Raw genomic sequence first — 18,434 nt, forward strand, 5'->3', positions numbered from 1 at the left:
CCACCCCTCCCCGCCCGGGCCCCCGCGTGAAAGCGAGCACACCAAGATGAACACCCCCGAAGAGACCAACAAGGCGATCGTCCGAGAAGCCTTCGACACCCTCTTCAACCAGCGGGACTACCTCACCGCCGAAAAGTTCTGGTCCCCCCACTACATCCAGCACAGCGCCCACATCGCCCTCGGCCGCGACGGCCTGTTCGACCTGATCAAAACCCTGCCCGCCGGCCTGAAGCACGAAGTCGACCTCATCATGGCCGAAGGCGACACGGTGATGGTGCGCGGCCGCTTCTCCGGCAACGGACAGCCGGCCCCCTGGATCGCGGCCGACTTCGTCCGCATGGAGAACGGCCTCCTCGCCGAGCACTGGGACATCATCGAGGAAGAAGCCACCCGCGACCGCTCCGCGAGCGGCCTGCCGATGTACGGCCAGACCTTCCCCGAGGAACGCTGACCCACCGCGCGCGGCGGGCCCGGCACCACGCCGGCCCGCCGCGCCCTCCCGCGCAGGCGAGGCAGCAGCCCCCAAACCCGCCCGGCGCACGACCCGCACCCACGCCGAAGACCGGACCCCACGGCCCAGGCCCCACGCAAACCGCTGGTCGGCCAGCACACCCCGCCGGTACGGTCCGCTCGTGTGCACCTACGCCTTCGTCGACTACAAACTGCACTACGCCTGCGTTGCCTGCCGGATCAGCTTCAAACGACACCCGGCACCCACCGCACACACCTGCCCGCGCTGCGCCGCGCCGCTGCGGTGCGCCGGCCATGACTTCGCGGCGCCCCGCCGCAGCAACCGCAAGGCATGGACGGTCGTCGCGGCGGTCCTGGGCGCCGGGCTGCGCTACGAGGGCTTCGAACCCTGCGGCTGCCGGCGGGACCCGAAGTTCCGCCCCCGCACCCGCGCTCAACTGCGCGCCCGCCGGATCGTCGCCGCCCGCACCGGCACCCCGCTCGCCGAGCGACTCGCCCAGCCGGACCCACCGGCAACCCGCTGACCCCGTCCCCCCGCCGGGGGGTGCCGGCGCGCCCACGGCAGGCCGACCGGTCGGCGTCCGGCAGGGCCGGCCGTGGCGTGAACCCGGCCGCGCGGGGGCGAGGCGGGCCGGGGAGAGCAGGCCATCGGTTGCTCTCCGCAGGGTCACGGGTCTGTCCCAGGCGGGACTGTGGCCCCCAACCGTGCACAGCGGCGGCGGGAGCCGCCGTCCTGGCTGGTCGGCGGCGCGGTGGGGCCGGTGACGGTGCGTGTCGTGCCCGGCGGTGCGTGTCACAGGAATGTCCCGGGAGGCGGCCGTGCGAAACGGCGCACGGACCGTCCCCGTCTTGGTGATCGACATTCGCTCGTACCGACCTGCACCGCCCCGCACCGGGCGGCCGCCACCGCCCCGCCGATGCTGAGGAAGACATGATGCGCGCTCACAAGCTCACCCTCGCCGCCGCCCTGGCCGTTGCCGCCTCTCTCTCGCTCACCGCCTGCCAGCACGGCACCGGCAGCGCGGGACAGAGCGCCCCCTCGCCCGCCCCCACCGGATCGTCGGCACCCGCCACGTCACCCTCGGCCACCACGACCTCCCCTGACGACACGTCGGGTCCGGGCCACGCGGACCAGGGCACCGCCAAGGACTCCACCGCCAAGGACTCCACCGCCAAGGACTCCACCGCAACGAACTCCGGCGGGACGAACTCCGGCGGGACGAGCACGGCTGCCGGGCCGGGTTCCCCCAAGAGCAGTGGCGCCGGCCGGTGCCGTACCGACGAGCTGGAGATCACGGCACGCGACAACACCATCGACGGCGACCCCGACCGCACCGTCGTGGTGGAGCTGAAGAACCGCGGCGGCCGGGACTGCGTGATCGCCGGATACGCGGGCGTCGACCTGAGGACCAACGCGGGATCACTGTCCGCGGCACGCACCGGCCAGGGGACCACCTCGAGCATCCTGCGGAACGGGAAGTCGACCTACTTCCCCGTCGAGTACCCGTACAACACCTCGGGCGGCTCCGGCGTCCGCATCACGGCGCTGGTGGTCACCCCGCCGAACGAGACGACGTCGGTCACCCTCCCCTGGCCGGGCGCCGCCACACTGCCGGTCACGGACGGCTCCGGTACCCCCGTGAAGGTCGGCCCGGTCGGAAGCGCCGGCCAGGGCGAGTGACCCGCACCCCCGCCCCACCGCAAGCCCGGCACGGCAACACCGGGCCTGGCCACCGCGCTGCGGGCAGGTGCTCCGACTGCCGACGCCGTCGCCCTGGAAGCCCGCAAGGCCGCTCAGAGGGAGGATGAGCCGACCGTCGGGGCATCCGTCCCGGTGCTTCCTGGGCAGACGCCGGCCACCGTGACGTCGCTGCACGAGTGGCGCCTCGCGCACCTCCTGCCGGACACCTGATCGCGCTGTCGCCGACCTCGCGGGTCGGGTGCTACCTCGGACCAGGCCGCGACGGCGAACGCTGCCTCACCGATCGCCCGGACGTAGCGGGAGCAGCCACTTCCCTTCGTGCCGATGGACGATTCCTGGACGGCCCCACAACCGACCAGCGGTCCGGTCGCGATCCGTGGATCGTACGAACTCAGCGAGACGACTTTCAACCATCTGGTCCCCCCAGCGGAGATACCTGTTGAGAAGGCCCGGGCTGATCTGCTGCTCGCCGCGGGAGGCCACGACGCGATGTGGCCGTCCCTGCCCTGCGCCGAACAGGTGGCGCAACGTCGGCGTTCGGTCGGCGCACAGGTGGAGCTGATCGCCCGCCACGATGCCGGCCACCGAACACGACTGCCGGGCGAAAGCCCGGCATCGGCCTCCCCGCACTTCCCCTGCGGCGGCGCACCCGCAACTGACGCACCCGGGTGCCCGGCCACACGTCCTCGACCCTGGCCAAGCACACCGAGGGCATCCCCGCCAAGCTCAGGCGCCTGGTCGATCGCGGCATCCTCGGCGAGACCGAACCGGGACTGTTCACGCAGCCCGCGGCGGTAGTCGGCTGACGGCCACGACCGGCTCGCCCGTCCCGACCGCAACACCAAACAGGACATCAAGTCACCTACCGCTCAACGACATTGGGGAGGCGACCCCCCGGCGACCGGTACATGCCTGACTGTAGGAAAGCTATACCAAGGGTTTGTTGACCGGACAACGTCAAGACTGCTTCTCTGAGATCACCCAACACCACTCGGTCACGCATGCAGTCGTTCGCCGTCCCACCTCGGGTTTTGTCCCACTTCGAGCAGGACGGGTCCTATCCGGACTGTCACACCGCTTCCCTTCACCTGGCGCCCAGCGCCGGATCGGTGCTGCACACCACAGCGTTCTGCCCCTGCCATGTCCGAACGGGCCGACCCACGCCCACAGGCGCGCGGCGGTCCGCAGAGAGAGGATCTGCCCACACATGGGTCACACCCATTTCCGCAGTGCGATTCGAGGAGCCCTCACCGGCCTGGCCTCGATCGCCGTTGTCGCAGGCGCTGCGTTCGCCGTTGCCCCCCAGGCGGCGGCCGCGCCGGCCGCAACGTCCCACCACGGGGTCGCCAACCCCTACAGCCCCGCATACCAGCACGGCTACCGGCACGGCGTCGTACCGACCCGACAGCAGAACGACAAAATGAACGCCTGGGCGGCCGCTCAGCCGTCCGCGACCGGGACGGAGACGCTGTCGTACGGCGGCGGCGTCGACGGCATCGGTGTCCAGAGCGGCCACTCCAAGGTGTATCTGGTGTTCTACGGCACCCAGTGGGGCACCCAGAGCACCAACGCCAACGGGGACCTGACCTTCTCCGGCGACCCGCAAGGCGGTGCGCCGGTCGCACAGGAGATGTTCAAGGACATCGGGACCGGCAACGAGCTGTGGTCGGCCGACCTGACCCAGTGGTGCGACGGCCCGAACGTCTCGGCGGGCGCGACCAGTTGCCCCTCGAACGCCAACTTCGTCCCCTACCAGAGCGGCGGCGTGCTGGCCGGCGCCTGGTACGACAACTCGGCGGCGTCGCCCAGTGCCGCCACCGGCCACCAGCTCGGCGCCGAGGCCGTGAAGGCGGCCTCCCACTTCGGCAACACCACGGCGGCGTCCAACCGGGACGCCTACTACGTGATCCTCTCGCCGCACAACACCAACCCGGACAGCTACCAGGGCCAGTACTGCGCCTGGCACGACTGGAACGGTGACACCACCCTGACCGGCGGTGCGGTCTCGTCGAGCTACGGCGACATAGCCTTCAGCAACCAGCCGTACAACATGGACTCGGGTGCGGGCTGCGGGGTCGGGTTCGTCAACTCGCCCGGAACCCTCGACGGTTGGACCATGACACTCGGCCACGAGTGGCACGAGATGATGTCGGACCAGAACCCCGCCGGCGGCTGGACCAACCACACCGGAAGCTCGTACGACGGCCAGGAGAACTCCGACGAGTGCGCCTGGCTCTCCCCGGGCACCACCGGCGGCGCGGCCAACGTCACCATGGGCACCGGCACCTTCGCCGAGCAGGCCAGCTGGTCCAACGACACCAACTCCTGCGCCATCTCGCACCCCATCGTCGGCGGCGGCAGCACCGGCAACACCGTCACCGTGACCAACCCGGGGAGCAAGAGCAGCACCGTCGGCACCGCCGTCTCCCTGCAGATCCAGGCCACCGACTCGGCCTCCGGCCAGACCCTCACCTACAGCGCGACCGGGCTCCCGGCGGGGCTGAGCATCTCCTCCAGCGGTCTGATCAGCGGCACCCCGACCACCGCGGCCACCTCCACCGTGACCGTCACCGCCAAGGACTCCACGGGAGCCTCCGGCAGCGCCTCGTTCAGCTGGACCGTCAGCACCACCGGCGGCGGCTGCTCCAGCACGGGCCAGAAGCTCGGCAACCCCGGCTTCGAGACCGGCAGCGCCTCCCCCTGGACCGCCAGCTCGGGCGTGATCAACAGCTCCAGCTCCGAGCCCGCCCACTCCGGCAGCTACGACGCCTGGATGAACGGCTACGGCTCCACGCACACCGACACCGTGTCCCAGTCCGTCACCATCCCGGCCGGCTGTTCCGCGGCCTTCTCCTTCTACCTCCACATCGACACCTCCGAGACCACCACCGGTACGGCCTACGACAAGCTGACCGTCCAGGTCGGCAGCACCACCCTGGCCACCTACTCCAACCTCAACGCCGCCGGCGGCTACAGCCTGAAGTCCTTCAACCTGTCCAGCTACGCCGGGCAGACGGTGACCCTCAAGTTCACCGGCACCGAGGACTCCTCGCTGCAGACGAGCTTCGTCATCGACGACACGGCGCTGAACGCCTCCTGATCCGAGGCCACCGGTAAGGCTGTGGGGGCAGGCCGGGCAGGCCTTCCCCCACAGCCATGGCACCAAGTCCTCACAGCCAGGAGGCGTCGTGTTCCCCGGACCGATTCGTCGGCGCACACCCGCCCTCGGAGCGCTGCTCACTGCCGCCGTGGCGGCCGGCACGACCAGCGCCTGCTCCTCGGCCGGCCATGACCTCGTGCGGAGCAGCCCGCCGCCGGTGACGGTGCCGGGCCGGATCACCCTCGACGAGCACGCCGCGGGGACCACCGTCCGGGTGCGTACGGGTACGGCCGTCCTGGTCGAACTGCACAGCACCTACTGGTCGACCCCCGCCAGCTCCGACCCCCGAGTGCTCGCCCCCGGCCCCGGCGGCGGCAGCAGTCCCGCCGCCACCTGCCGGCCCGGAGCCGGTTGCGGCGTGTCCCTGGCCCGCTTCACCACCGGACTGCCCGGCACGGTGCACATCACGGCTCGTCGGAGTTCCTGCGGTGAGGCCATGCGCTGCTCACCGGGTCAGGACAGGTACGACGTGACGGTGGCGGTCACCGGATAGACACCGAGGAAAGGCCAGGAGACGAGCGGAGGGGCGGCACCCCTTTTGTTGCGTTCGGAACGAGCCGAACAGCCCGGGCGTCAGGCGGTGGCGCGGTTGCGGTTGCCGTGACTGCGGCCGGCCAGGGTGAAGCCGCCGAGGGCGCCCGCCGAGCCGGCGACTGCAGCCTGATGGCTGCCCAGGCCCGGGTTCGGAAGGACGACGTCGATGCCCGCCCTGCCGGGTCCTCCGGTCGCGCCGCCGGCGGCGGATGCGCAGCGCCTGCCGGGCAGGGGGAAGGGCAGGCGAGGGCTGCGGACCTGAGCCCGGCACGGTGACCTTCGCCAGCGCCCTCATTCACCGGGCCGTGGTCGATGGCATCGAGCAGACCGCATCTCAGGGCGACTGACCCGCTCGCACAGCCTCGGGTCTGCAGCAGAGAACCCCCGGGCCCATGGCCCGGGGGTTCTCCGGCGGTGATCTCGACCAGGTTCCGGGGTCGGCGGGTGCTCGCTTGCCGACGCCCGTCAGGCGTCCGGCTGGAGCACCAGCCGGACGCCTGACGGGGTTGGCCCCATGAGGTCGTCGATCAGCGCCAGGACGCGACGTAACCGGGAGCGGGCGAGCCCACGCCGGTGACGTTGTCATAGCCCTGGACGGCCTCCAGCGAGCTGTCCTTACCGAGGGTGCGGACGGTGGTGCTCAGTCCGCCGGTGGCGTCGTAGCCGTTCAGGTAGTCGACGCGCACCACCGCGAGTTCGGTGCCCGTCGGGTTGTCGGTGACGTCGTGGTACACGCCCGAGGTGTACTTGGCGTAGATCGCCGGGTTGGCGAAGCCGATAGCCTTGCCGCCGCGTGCCTCCTGGGCCAGGGCCTGTACGGCCGCGATCACCGGCGCGGCCAGTGAGGTGCCGCCGATCCGGTACTCCGAGTACTGCTGCGTCCTGTTGGGGAGGGTCATCGTCTCGCCCACCAGGAAACCGGTGTTGGGGTCGGCGATGGCCGCGATGTCCGGCACGACGCGGTTTCCACCGGCGCTGTTGCTCTTGGCGAGTGCGTCCGGCACGACACCCGCCTGGTAGGAGGGTTGTGCCACGGTCCTGCTGGTGCCGCCGCCCGCGCCGCTGTTGAAGGTGCCGGGCAGGCCCACCCAGCTCGTGCCGTCGGCCGACAGCGGGGCCTTCTCGGTGCCCCAGCCGGTCTCCCACAGGTACGTGTCGTTGGTGCCGACGGCCAGCGAGGTGCCGCCGACTGCGGTCACCCACGCCGAGTTGGCCGGGGCGTCCACCTGCTTCGTGCCGGTGTTGGCGACCTCGTCGCCGTTGTCGCCGGAGGAGAAGTAGAAACCGATCCCCTCGACCGCGCCGGTCTGGAAGACCTGGTCGTAGACGGCCGCGGCCGACGAGGTCTGATCGGCCTCCGCACTGCCCCAGGAGTTGGAGACGATGTCGGCCAGGTGCCCATCGACGATCTTGTTGAGCCCGTCGAGGAGGTCGTCGTTGGAGCAGGACGCGGCGCCGACGTAGGTGATCTGGGCGGCGGGCGCGACCGCGTGCGCCGCTTCGACGTCGAGGGTCTCCTCGCCGTACCACCCGGAAGCATCGCACGCGGCGGTCGAGGTGTACTTCTTCGGCAGCACCTGGGTCAGCTGGCCGCTGGTGTAGGCGGCGTCGCCGTGCTTCGCCGCGTAGCTGGACGCGTCGGAGACGATGTTCGGGGAGGCGTAGGCGTCGGTGATGGCGATCCGCACCCCCTTGCCCGTGTAGGTGCCTGCACCGTAGGCGGCGCGAAGCTGCTTGCCGGTGTACCCCTGCACGGCGTAGGGGAGCTTCGTGCCGTAGGCGTCCGGGAGCGTCGTGGCGATGTTCGAGCCGTAAGAGGCGGAGAAGGGCCCCGCGTTGCGGAAGACGGTCTCCGGGCCGGGCAGCCGGTCCTGGTGGGACATCAGGTTCGGTGCGTTGTCCAGGCCCGTCACGGTCAGGACCGCGTCTCGCACGGTCGACGGCACCGAAGCGGTGCTCGACGGGGCGTGGTACGTCATGGAGCCCTTGGCGTAGTCGTGCAGCTGCGTGCCGAACGCCTTCCTGATCGCGTCAACGTCACCCTTGACGGCGACGTAGTGCCGGGTGACGGCGGTGACCTTCAGACCGGACGCCTCGAGCCACGAGGTCACCTCGGCCACCTGGGCCTCGGTCGCACCGAAGCGCTGCTGCGCCTGTTCGGCGCTCAGGTACTTGCCGTACAGCGGCGAGGACGGGTCGGAGACCGCCTTCGCGTAGGCGTCGAGACCTTCGGCGTCACGCCCGGCGAGGTAGACACGGACGGAGACCTGGGCGCTGCTCGAGGTGGCGCCCTGGTCCGCCTTGGCCGTGGCCCACCCGGGCCTGGTGCCCGCGAGCGTGTGCCGGCCCGGGTTGTCCGCGGCCTGGGCCGCGGGTATGCCGAGCGCCAGCGCACCGGCGAGCAGCGGCAGTGTCGCTGCCACGCTGACTCCGGCGAGGGCCTTGGAACGGGTCGATCGCATGGAACCCCCTGCGACGTGATGCATCGCATGTCGTGGTGGATCGGTGATCGCAGCGGGAGCCTCGCGCATCGATGAGCGGGTCGGCGGATCAGCTGCTCAAACGATGATCCACACGCCCCGTGAAATCTCCAGGTCGCTCATGTTAAAGGCTGATAACACAGCAACTGCTGATATTCGCCACGGAATTGATGGAAACACGCCTTTTGGGCAGACCGCCGGCCGGGCGGATCTCGCCCGGCCGGCGGCCTGCCCCTCGGACGGTGTTCGCCGTCACTGGACTGCGGCCATGTCGAGTGCCATGGAGAAGCCCGAGTGCGCCGGCGACGGCCGGAAGCGCATCGCGTGGCACTGGGCCGTGCACACGCCTCGATCCTGCCTTCCCGAGTGCCGCCCTCACAGGCTCGTCAGGGACGGTGCGTGGGCAGAGCCGACTGCCCGTACGGTCCGTCCGTCGTGCCCCTTCAGGCAGTTGGCATCCGTTCGGAACCCGAACGCGGACAGAGCTGAGGCTTTATGCCCGGCTGACCGCATTTGTTCCCATCGTATGCGATGGACCCTCAAGTCGCATTGTCAGGATGCGGCTTGACCTTGAGATGCGAGACCAAGCAACCTACGGCACCAGGTTGCCGGAATTCAAGACCTGTACATTGCTCCGTCGAAGATGATCAAATCCGTTCAACTTCTCAAATCTGAAGGCAGTGTGCGACTCCTCTTCCGCCGAAGACTTGCAGCGTGTCTCAGCTCAGCCCTTGTTGCCGCTGTGGTGACTCCTGCGGCGGCACACGGTGCTGATGCCCCCTCCGTGCCGCTCACCGTGGCGCCGTCGCCCGCGACCGGCAGCACGAACCGCGCACCGGCCACGGTGACCCTGATCACCGGCGACAAGGTGACGGTGACTCCGGGAACTGCCGGATCGACCCCGGAGGTGAACGTCCAGCGCGCACGGGGGCCACGGGCTCGGTGCGCGTCTCCAATCGGCCGGGCCGCCTGCCGTCGCAGTGTCCAGAGTGCTTCGGGTCCCCGACCTCTGCACATGTGGCGTACCCGAGTGGGCACCGGAACCCGTACGCCGACAGCCGGGTTGGTGGTCGGGGCGGTTGGTGTGCGGTGACGTCTGATCCGACTGCTGGGGGGTGTGGTGGCTGAGCCCGTCCGTGTGCGCCGGTTGTTGACCGACCAGGAGGGCGCAGGCTGCGGCAGATCGTGCGCCGCCGTCACCCCCGCCGCGGCGTGCGTGACGGCGGCCGGAGATTGCGCAGTGGGCCGTTGGGCCGAACCGTGGCACGCAGGTGGGCGGCAGCGGTGCCGGGTCGTGAAGGCCACGTTCACCGGCGCGACGGTGTAGGGCGTGTCGGTGACGAATGCCAGCCGGGCCTCGTATGTGCCCGGGGTGGACGTTGCGGAGGCATCCGTGCGCACCTGGACGGTCACTGTCCGGCCGGCCGGGACGGTGACCTGGGTCCGGGACGTGGCGAGCCACCCGACGTCCGAGCCGGTGACACACCCCTCCTGCCCCGGCAGCACCTCGGCGTACGGCGCTGCCATGGAGGAGGAGAACCCGCCGCCGACGCGTGTCAGACCGCAGGCCGCGCCGCCGCGGTAGAGCGCGTACGTCGCATTGGGCAGTGCCGACCACACACCCGTGGTGGGGTCGAACTCCTCCGCCTGGTTGGTGGCGTCGTAGGTGACGATGCCGCCGACGATCTGCAGCTTGCCTCCGGCGCCTGTGTAGGCCATGCCCCAGGCCGGAGCCGGCATGTCGGTCACGCGCTTCCAGGTGTCGGACCCGGCGGTGTACTGGTACGCCGCGGCGGTCGCGTCGTTCGTCACCGGGCCGATGCCGCCGGCGCACACCAGACCGTCGCCCGATGCCGCGCAGCCGGGCAGCACCTCGTCCTGCGGGTAGTCGGCCAGCTGCGTCCAGAGGTCCGTGCGCGGGTCGTACCGGTAGACGGACGACGCGGTGTCGCACAGGGCGGTGGAGCAGCCCGCGACGACGTAGAGGCGGCCGCCCACGACGGCTGCGGCCCCGTCCGTTGCCGGTGCCGGCAGGTCCGCCACCCGCGACCAGGAGTCCTTGCCCGGGTCGTAGACGTACGTCGTCGACGTCGGGTTGCCCTGCGGGTCCCAGCCGCCGGTGACGTACAGCTTCCCGTCGACGAACCCGCCCATGGCGTTCTCGCGTGCTTGCGGCATGGGGGTGATCGTTCGCCACGTCCCGGCGGACGGGTCGTACGCGGCTCCGTCGGCCGTGATTCCCGAGTCGGCAAAGCCGCTCACCGAGTAGACGGTCCCGTCGTGTTCCGCCACGACGTTGTCCATGATCGGCGTGGGGTAGTTCGGCAGGTCCGACCAGGCCGGGTTGACCTCGGCCTCCTTCGGCGGCGGCGGCCCTGCGTCGGCTGCGTGTCGGGGGCCGAAGGGACGCGGCGAGGCCGCCACCTTCGTCCGCTTCAGCGGCGCTCCGGGCGAGGTGTCCCGGTGCTTTCCACCCTGAGGAGTGAAGCCGCCGTCCTGCTCGACGATGGTCACCGTCGCCGGCTCTGTGCCGGTGTTGGTCAGCGTCAGGGTGTTCGTCTGCGACGTCGTCGAGGAGCCGTTGCCGGAGCGCACCGAGATCGATGCCGGTCCGGCCGTCACCTGCCCGGCCTTCAGCGCCCAGTCCTGGTCGACGACCGCATGGGCTCGGGGGGTGACCGTGGCCGTGGCCGTGGTGTAGTGGCGACCGGCCGCGGTCGTCGACCGGCCGTCGGTACCGGGAGCGAAGAGCCAGTAGAAGCCGTCGCCCACTGCCGGGTCCTCGTTCGTGGTCCGGGTGACGGCGGGAGTGCCGCCGGGCATCGAGACCTCGGCGCCCGTCAGCGGGGCACCGGTGTTCGCGTCCGTGACCTGGCCGGCGACGAGGCCGCCTGCCTGGGCAGTGCACGAGCGCGAGCCCACGAAGACGTTGTCGAGCTCCCAGTAGTTGTCCCATTGCCCGACGAACCGGAAGCGGACCTTGACGTTCGACTTTCCGGCCGCCTGCGGTATCGGCATGGCGAAGCTCGCCTGGAACGTCATGCGCGGTGCCGTCCAGAGCGTCTGCCAGGTGGCGCCGCCGTCGAGGCTGAGATCGATGGTGCCGGTCTGGTTGCCGAACCCGAGGTCGCTGTAGTAGGTGCTGAGGCCGATCTGCGGGTTCGTCTGGTGGGTGAAGTCGAGCGGGGGTGTCACCAGGCTGCTGTCGTGGGCGGCCGGGTGGTACCAGTCGTCGAGGATCGCGAACTTGCCGCTCGCTCCGGTCAGGTTGCCCTTCTGGCCGAGGTCGTCGAAGACCCACGTCTTGCCCTGGCCGGCGTCGTCGGTGACCGACCATCCGTCCTGCGCGGCCGACCAGCCCTCGAAGTCGGTGCCGGCGCCGTCGTAGGTGTAGGCGTAGCCGGGGGCGGTGCAGGTCGAGGCGTCGATGTCGAGCCCGATGTCGCGGGTGACCGCGCCGGATCCGGCGCCGAGGTCGACCGTGCCCGTCGCGGTGTGGTAGCCGGGCATGTCGACCGGCGTCGCGCTCAAGGTGTACGACGTCCCCACCGGCAGTTGCAGGCTGTACCGCCCGGTGACCGGGTCGGTGAAGACGGCGCCGTTCGGATCGCCCTTGACGGTGATCCTGGCGTAGATCGGCCAGCCCTGCCCCGAGGCATCGTGGACTGTGCCGCTCACGGTGCGGGTCTGCAGCTTCCCGAGATCGACGGAGCGGCTGACGCTGTCGCCCGCCGTGACGGTCACCCCGTCGAGGGTGCCGCCGTCGTACCCGAAGTCGGAGACCGTCATCCGGTAGGTGCCCGCCGCGACTGCGACGTCGTAGCGGCCGTGTGCGTCGGTGACGCCGTGGAAGGCGTAGCCGTCGGGGCCCGTGAGGGTGACCGTGGCGCCGGGGAGCGCCTTGTGGTCCGCGGTGACCTTGCCCGTGACGTCGGCGGACGGGCCGAGGGTGAGCGCGGAGACGCCGTTCGGCGTTCCGACGCCGGTCGGGCCGTCCCAGCCGGGACCGGCGGTGCACGAGATGTCGCCGCAGTAGTCGTTGACGCCGTCGGTCACGTCGTTGAGCGAGGCGTTCTTGCGGTAGACGTAGTTCGCCGGGTAGGTGCCGGGCACCGCGGGACCGGCGAGTGCGTACATCGCGGCGACCAGCGGTGAGGCCAGGGAGGTGCCGCCCCACTGCGCCCAGCCGTCCTGGCCGAGGCTGTTGTAGACGGCGAGGCCGCTTTCCGAGTCGGCGTCGGCGGCGACGTCGGCGGTCGCCCGGTTGCCGGCGCACCCGGTCGCGATGTCCTGCTGGAAGTCGGGCGCGGGCTCGTACAGCGAGCAGCCGCTGCCCCCGCTCGCCCAGGCGGTCTCGGTCCACCCGCGTGGCGAGGACGAATCCCTGTTCAGGGTCGTACCGCCGACGGCTATGACATCGGGGTCGGTCGCCGGATAGCTCTGTACATGGCCGGAGTCGCCGGTCGAGACCGTCACGGCGATGCCGGGGTGGTCGTAGTAGTGGTCGTAGTACGACTCGTAGGGGAACTCGCCGTCCACGCCGTACGAGTTCGAGATGGCCACGGCGCCCAGGCGGGCTGCGGTGTCGACCGCCTGCCCGAGGTTCGGCGAGCCGTTGTTGTCCGCCTGCACCAGCAGGATGTGGCAGTCGGGGCAGGCCGCGGAGACGGCGTCGAGGTCGAGCGCCGTCTCGATCGACCAGTCGGGGTTCTCGGCCGGGTAGTCCGTGCCGCCGCGCTGGTCGACCTTGGTGAAGCAGCCGTTCTCCGTCGTACAGGGGGAAAGCCCGTAGTGGGCGCGGAAGACGGCCAGGTCGGACTCCGCGCTGTCGTAGCCGAACGCGTCGACGATGGCGACCGTGCGGCCGTCGCCGCCCGACGGCAGGTTGTACGCCTGCTGGATGTCGGCGGGCCCGAGCGAGGTCGGCAGCGGCTGGTCGTCCTGCTGCACGAGCCGGCCCTGCGCGTCGGCCAGACCGTTGGCGAAGCAGCGTGCGTACGGGGTGTCGTTGCCGTCGTCACCCCGAACGGTGTCATGGCCGACGTTGCAGCCTGCCGGCACGGCGAACGTGCCGGGCGTGGGCCGTGCCGTCGCCCGGGTGGGCGGCGCCGGCGCCGTCGCGGCTGCGGGCGCGGCCGTTCCGGCCGCGGCGCCGTCGGCCGCGTGGGCGGTGGTCGGCAGGACCACCGCGGTCGCGGCTGTGATGACCATCACCAGAGCCGCTGTCGACGAGCGGAGCGACAGGTGTGTCGCCCGTCTGCGTCGTCGAGTCGGTGAACGCATGTGCACGGGCTCCCATCTCGAATCCCACTGCGTGTCAGTTATCTGTCACGTCAGGGGGGTTGGCGGGATCCTGTCAGAGGGTAGACTCGGCCGACAATCATTTCCGGGTGCGGATACCTGTCACCTGTCAGGTTTCTGACGTGCGCTGACGAGGGGTGACCCATGTGGGAGGCGGTCGGCATCTCCGGCGTCGACGCCCTGGCGTACGAGGCCCTGGTGCGGCGAGGCAGGAGTGAGGCCGAGACCCTCGCGGCCGACATCGCACTGTCGCGGGGCCAGACGACCCGGATTCTGGGGCGGCTGGTCGAGCGCGGACTGGCCACCAGATCGCCCGTCAGCCCCGTCCAGTACGTCGCCGTACCTCCGGATGTCGCAGCGAACTCGCTCATCGCGGAGCGCCAGCGGGAACTGATGCAGCTGCGGGCACACGCGCAGCAACTCGCGACCGAGCAGGCGGCGCTCGACCGGGACACCCCCGATCCCGCCTCGCTGATCGAGATCGTCGACGGTGCGGTCAACGTGCAGAACGCCGTCATCCGGCTCCAGCGCACCGCGCAACGCCAGATCCGGGCGCTCGACATGCCGCCCTATCTCGACCACCCGGTGGCCGGCAATCCCGAGCAGTTCAGCCAGGCCGAGCAGCGCGGCCTGGTGTACCGCGTCGTCTACCATCCGTCGGCCCTCGAGATTCCGGGCCGCCTCGACGACGTCTGGCGGCGCATCCAGCACGGCGAGCGCGCACGGGTCTCCGGGCATGTGCCGATGAAGATCATGCTCTGCGACGATCAGCTTGCGTTGATCCCGATCTCACGGCGAGCGGTGGCCGATGCGGCCTACCTCGTGCGGCCGTCGTCCATGCTCGACGCCTTCAGTGAGCTCTTCGAGGCGATCTGGGACCGGGCGGTCTCCTTCAACCGGCTCAAGCAGGCCGACGGCGAGACCGATCAACCCCCCGTCGCCGGGGAGCTCCTGGGCCTGCTCGCGACCGGGGCCACCGACGAGACGATCGCCCGGACGCTCGGCTGGAGCGTGCGGACAGTCCACCGCCACATCCACAAGATGATGGCGGAGACGGGAGCCGAGACCCGTTTCCAGGCCGGGATGGAAGTCGTGCGCCGCGGTTGGGTCTGACCAGGTGGCCGATGCGGCCCCGGAACCGCCGTACCGGGCCGTGCACACGGTGCGCCCCGAGGCTCTCGACGCTGCGTGAGCAGGCCTTCCGCTGGGCGAGCGCAGGCTCCGCCGGATTCGGAGCGCGCCAGGCGTGCGGCCGGCCGGACCAAGCTGCTGATGGAGCCCTCCGGGTCCCCGCCGGCCCACGCCGTAGCCGTGCGCCAGGCCCGGCCGCGAGGCGCAGGACGCCCCGCCCCGCGCCCGGAAACTCGCCGAACACACGCAGCACGGGGGAGTAGCGGGTGAGCGAGGGCCCGAGCGATTCGGTGCAGGCCTCTTCGGGCCCCGGAGCCGGCGCCGTCGTCCACCGCGGCCGAGGACCGCACCCGTGCACGTCCACCCACCGCAGCGCGGTACCTCCGGCCGCGTCCGCCGTCCGCGGGTGAACGAGGGAACCGGCCAGGAGGGGGCCTGCGGCATCGTCACACGCGAGGACCGGGTGGCGGCGACCCGGAAGCGTCGAGCCCGTCGAGCCCGCGCAGAGCAGCCCCCACTCCTGCCGTCACCACGTCACATCCCGCACGACCGAGCGGGGATGACGATCGGTGAGCGCGATTGCGGACCTCATTCCCCAGGTCGGCGGCGTTCTGTGAAGCGCATGTTACATTCGTGTGGCATGTCCACTTCGCATCTGGCGGTGAGGGTCCACGGACCGCAGAATCGGTCCTGCCAGACCCTCTCCACCACGGGTACCGAGGCAAACCGACCCCAGACCCTTCAAGTACCGGGAGCTTGAGCTGTCTCCGCTGCTGCCGCGGCAGTGATCGGCGCACGGCAGGGAAACCCCCTGAGCCGTCGTCACCCCGACCGCTGCGACCGGTGGCGGCCACAGTCCGCCGCGCAGGCTCCCGATCGTTCAGAAAGTCAGCTCGATGATGGAAAGAGCCGGCGTGTTGTCATCGACACGCCCCGCGGTCGTCGTCGCCACCCGCCACGACACCGCCGCCGTCCCGACCGGGAAGGCATGTGGATGCTCCGCCATGTGACACGCAGAGCCGCGGGATGGCTCGCGATGATCGTGGTCGCCACGAACGTGACGTACTTTCTTGCCGCCTGGTTCCTCGACCCGAGATCGAACTACCAGGGACTGCGTCCGGTCCGCACGATGGACCAGATCGACCGGGCGCTCGCACCGTACGACCTGGATCCCCGGGTACCGCTGGTCGACCGGTGGTGGCACTGGCTGACCTCGGTGGTCCTGCACTTCGACTGGGGCAAGTCCCCGGTCGGGGCGTCGGTCAACTCCGAGATCGGCTTCCGCGTCCTGGTGAGCGGCCAGCTGGTCACCGCGGCCACCGTACTGTCGGTGGTGATCGGCGTCGCCCTGAGCGTCTTCACCGCCTCCCGGCAGTACGGCTGGTGGGACCGGATCACCCAGCTCGTCTCCGTCCTGCTGTTCAACATCCCCACCGCCGTGGCCGCGCTGGCGGTCGTCTTCGTCGGGGTCTGGCTGAACCAGCGGCTCGGCCTGCGGTTCCTCTACGTCGCCGGAGAGAAGTCACCCACCGTCGCAGGATGGTGGCCGACGGTCGCAGACCGGTTGCAGCATCTCATCCTGCCCACCGCGAGCCTGACCCTGCTCGGATACGTCGGCTACCACCTGACACAACGTTCCCTGCTGCTGGACAGCATCAACTCCGACTTCGTACGCACCGCGCGGGCCACCGGGCTCACCCGCGCCCAGGCGATCCGCCGCCACGCGCTACGGGCCTCGCTGATCCCCACGGCAACCTCGGTGGCGTTCAGCATCCCCGCCGTCTTCACCGGCGCGGTGATCACCGAGACCATCTTCGGCTGGAACGGCATGGGCCAGTACTTCATCCAGACCATCAGCAAGAACGACGTCCACGGCACCGTCGCCGTGGCGGCCTTCGGCGCCGCCATGACCGCGGTCGGCGCGATCCTCGCCGACATCGCCGTCGTCCTCCTCGACCCCCGGGTACGGGTGAGCTGACATGCCTTCGCCCCTGACAGCCCCGCCGCAACCAGCCGCCGCAGACCCCCGGGGCGTCCCGCCCCGCCTCGGCCGCGGCCGGCTCTACCTGCGCAGGTTCTCCCGCAACCGGGCAGCCCTGGCCGGTGTCGCGCTCTTCGCACTCCTGATCCTCTTCAGCGCCTTCGGCAGCCGGCTCACGCACTTCGCCTACACCGACACCGACTTCACGGCACTCACCCAGGCACCGAGCGGCACCCACTGGTTCGGCACCAACCAGGGTGGCAACGATGTCTACGCCGAGGCGGTGCACGGCCTCCAGCGCTCCCTGGTGATCGCCGTCAGCGTCTCCGTACTGACCATCGTGGTGGCCGCCGTCATCGGTGCGGGCGCGGCCTACTTCGGCGGCCGCGTCGAGAAACTCACCCTGATGGTCATCCACTTCCTCCTGGTGGTGCCGTCGTTCCTCATCCTGGCGCTGGTCTCCCACAGACTGGCAGGCGACTGGCGCGCGCTGATCCTGGTCCTCACCGTCTTCGGGTGGATGTCCACCGCCCGGGTCGTCTGGTCGGTCTCCACCTCCCTGCGCGAACGCGACTACGTACTGGCCGCCGAGTTCATGGGCGTACGGCCCTGGCGGGTCGTCCTGCGGCACATCATCCCCAACCTCGGATCCCTGCTCATCGTGAACCTCACCCTCGGAATCGTCGCCACCGTGCTCAGCGAAACCGCCCTGTCCTTCCTCGGATTCGGCGTCCAGACCCCGGACGTGTCGCTGGGCACCATGCTCGCCGACGGATCCGGCAGCATCACCAGCGCACCCTGGCTCTTCGGCTACCCCGCCGGCCTGGTGGTCCTGCTGACCGTGTCGATGACCCTCATCGGCGACGGCCTGCGCGACGCACTCGATCCCACGTCGGCCTCAGGCGCCCAGGGAGACCGACGATGACCCACGCCACCACGACCACCCACCCGGCCTCCCCCTCCGACACGGCCCCGGCCCCGGTCCTGTCGGTACGCGACCTGAGCATCACCTTCCCCTCCGAGACCGGCCCCGTCCGCGCGGTGCGCAACGTCAGCTTCGACGTGCTGCCCGGGCGGACCCTCGGCATCGTCGGCGAGTCCGGGTCGGGCAAGTCCGCCACCGCGATGGGCATCATGGGACTGCTGCCGGAAACCGCCCGGATCTCCGGCCAGGTCCTGCTCGGCGACCGCAACCTGGCCGCGATGAACGACCAGCAGCTGTCGCGGATCCGCGGCAAGGAGATCGGCATGGTCTTCCAGGACCCGCTCTCCGCACTGACCCCCATCTTCTCCGTAGGCCGGCTGCTCCGCGACGCCCTGCGCGTCCACCAGAACCTCACCCGCCAGGCCGCCTGGAACCGGGCCGTCGACCTGCTCGACCTGGTCGGCATCCCCGAACCGCACCGGCGCGCCAGGTCGTTCCCGCACGAGTTCTCCGGCGGCATGCGCCAGCGCGTCGTGATCGCCCTGGCGATGGCCAACTCCCCGTCCCTCATCGTCGCCGACGAACCCACCACCGCCCTGGACGTCACCGTCCAGGCGCAGATCCTCGAGGTCCTGCGCAACGCGCAGACCGAGACCGGCGCGGCGATGGTCCTGATCACCCACGACCTGGGCGTGGTCGCCGGGTACGCCGACGACGTCGCCGTGATGTACGCCGGCCGGATCGTGGAG

The 18,434-nt window shown here is 70.6% G+C and carries 12 protein-coding genes and 1 pseudogene; 11 read left to right on the forward strand and 2 right to left on the reverse strand.

Going from position 1 to position 18,434, the window contains the following annotated elements:
* The 7 genes and pseudogenes from AOK09_RS08480 to AOK09_RS08500 all read left to right on the forward strand — a co-directional run.
* Positions 1-451, forward strand: a 451-nt coding sequence (locus tag AOK09_RS08480) for a nuclear transport factor 2 family protein (protein WP_245687185.1), incomplete at its 5' end; no start/stop codon positions are given.
* 181 nt (positions 452-632) lie between these two features.
* Positions 633-995: a hypothetical protein gene (locus AOK09_RS08485; RefSeq protein ID WP_055586503.1), complete on the forward strand. Its 363-nt coding sequence runs from the start codon at positions 633-635 to the stop codon at positions 993-995.
* Positions 996-1,405: 410 nt separating this feature from the next.
* Complete coding sequence (locus tag AOK09_RS08490) at positions 1,406-2,152, forward strand: DUF4232 domain-containing protein (RefSeq protein WP_055586509.1); 747 nt, start codon at positions 1,406-1,408, stop codon at positions 2,150-2,152.
* A gap of 345 nt (positions 2,153-2,497) precedes the next feature.
* A pseudogene (locus tag AOK09_RS43625) lies at positions 2,498-2,713 on the forward strand (acyl-CoA thioesterase); the annotation flags it as partial.
* A 128-nt stretch (positions 2,714-2,841) separates the two neighbouring features.
* Positions 2,842-2,979 (forward strand): hypothetical protein, encoded by a 138-nt coding sequence (locus AOK09_RS41875; RefSeq protein ID WP_245687186.1) that lies wholly within the window; start codon positions 2,842-2,844, stop codon positions 2,977-2,979.
* 401 nt (positions 2,980-3,380) lie between these two features.
* Positions 3,381-5,273 (forward strand): putative Ig domain-containing protein, encoded by a 1,893-nt coding sequence (locus tag AOK09_RS41880; RefSeq protein WP_079062860.1) that lies wholly within the window; start codon positions 3,381-3,383, stop codon positions 5,271-5,273.
* 88 nt (positions 5,274-5,361) lie between these two features.
* Positions 5,362-5,826 (forward strand): hypothetical protein, encoded by a 465-nt coding sequence (locus AOK09_RS08500; RefSeq protein ID WP_055586504.1) that lies wholly within the window; start codon positions 5,362-5,364, stop codon positions 5,824-5,826.
* 568 nt (positions 5,827-6,394) lie between these two features.
* Here the strand turns inward: AOK09_RS08500 and AOK09_RS08505 are convergent.
* Positions 6,395-8,329 (reverse strand): S53 family peptidase, encoded by a 1,935-nt coding sequence (locus AOK09_RS08505; protein ID WP_055586505.1) that lies wholly within the window; start codon positions 8,327-8,329, stop codon positions 6,395-6,397.
* A gap of 675 nt (positions 8,330-9,004) precedes the next feature.
* Complete coding sequence (locus tag AOK09_RS08510; RefSeq protein WP_055586506.1) at positions 9,005-13,558, reverse strand: kelch repeat-containing protein; 4,554 nt, start codon at positions 13,556-13,558, stop codon at positions 9,005-9,007.
* Positions 13,559-13,792: 234 nt separating this feature from the next.
* On the opposite strand from AOK09_RS08510, the gene AOK09_RS08515 reads away from it, so the two are divergent.
* From AOK09_RS08515 to AOK09_RS08530, 4 genes are all read left to right on the forward strand, one after another.
* Positions 13,793-14,761, forward strand: a complete 969-nt coding sequence (locus tag AOK09_RS08515; RefSeq protein WP_055586507.1) for a helix-turn-helix domain-containing protein — start codon at positions 13,793-13,795, stop codon at positions 14,759-14,761.
* A 1,012-nt stretch (positions 14,762-15,773) separates the two neighbouring features.
* Positions 15,774-16,757, forward strand: coding sequence for an ABC transporter permease (locus tag AOK09_RS08520; RefSeq protein ID WP_055586511.1), 984 nt, complete (start codon positions 15,774-15,776; stop codon positions 16,755-16,757).
* A 1-nt stretch (position 16,758) separates the two neighbouring features.
* The gene (locus tag AOK09_RS08525) at positions 16,759-17,685 is read left to right on the forward strand and encodes an ABC transporter permease (protein ID WP_079062861.1); all 927 of its coding nucleotides are present in this window, start codon (positions 16,759-16,761) and stop codon (positions 17,683-17,685) included.
* Positions 17,682-18,434: ABC transporter ATP-binding protein (locus AOK09_RS08530; RefSeq protein WP_157875836.1), on the forward strand; the 753-nt coding region annotated here is incomplete at its 3' end. The genes AOK09_RS08525 and AOK09_RS08530, both read left to right, overlap by 4 nt.

The organism is Peterkaempfera griseoplana (genome assembly GCF_001418575.1).
In the GTDB taxonomy this organism is placed as follows: Bacteria; Actinomycetota; Actinomycetes; order Streptomycetales; family Streptomycetaceae; genus Peterkaempfera; species Peterkaempfera griseoplana.

Excerpts from the sequence above, each read along its gene's own strand:
- AOK09_RS41880 (WP_079062860.1), top strand. The coding sequence starts at position 3,381 with ATGGGTCACACCCATTTCCGCAGTGCGATTCGAGGAGCCCTCACCGGC.
- AOK09_RS08505 (WP_055586505.1), bottom strand. The coding sequence starts at position 8,329 with ATGCGATCGACCCGTTCCAAGGCCCTCGCCGGAGTCAGCGTGGCAGCG.
- AOK09_RS08525 (WP_079062861.1), top strand. The coding sequence starts at position 16,759 with ATGCCTTCGCCCCTGACAGCCCCGCCGCAACCAGCCGCCGCAGACCCC.
- AOK09_RS08515 (WP_055586507.1), top strand. The coding sequence starts at position 13,793 with ATGTGGGAGGCGGTCGGCATCTCCGGCGTCGACGCCCTGGCGTACGAG.
- AOK09_RS08490 (WP_055586509.1), top strand. The coding sequence starts at position 1,406 with ATGCGCGCTCACAAGCTCACCCTCGCCGCCGCCCTGGCCGTTGCCGCC.
- AOK09_RS08520 (WP_055586511.1), top strand. The coding sequence starts at position 15,774 with ATGCTCCGCCATGTGACACGCAGAGCCGCGGGATGGCTCGCGATGATC.
- AOK09_RS08510 (WP_055586506.1), bottom strand. The coding sequence starts at position 13,558 with ATGGTCATCACAGCCGCGACCGCGGTGGTCCTGCCGACCACCGCCCAC.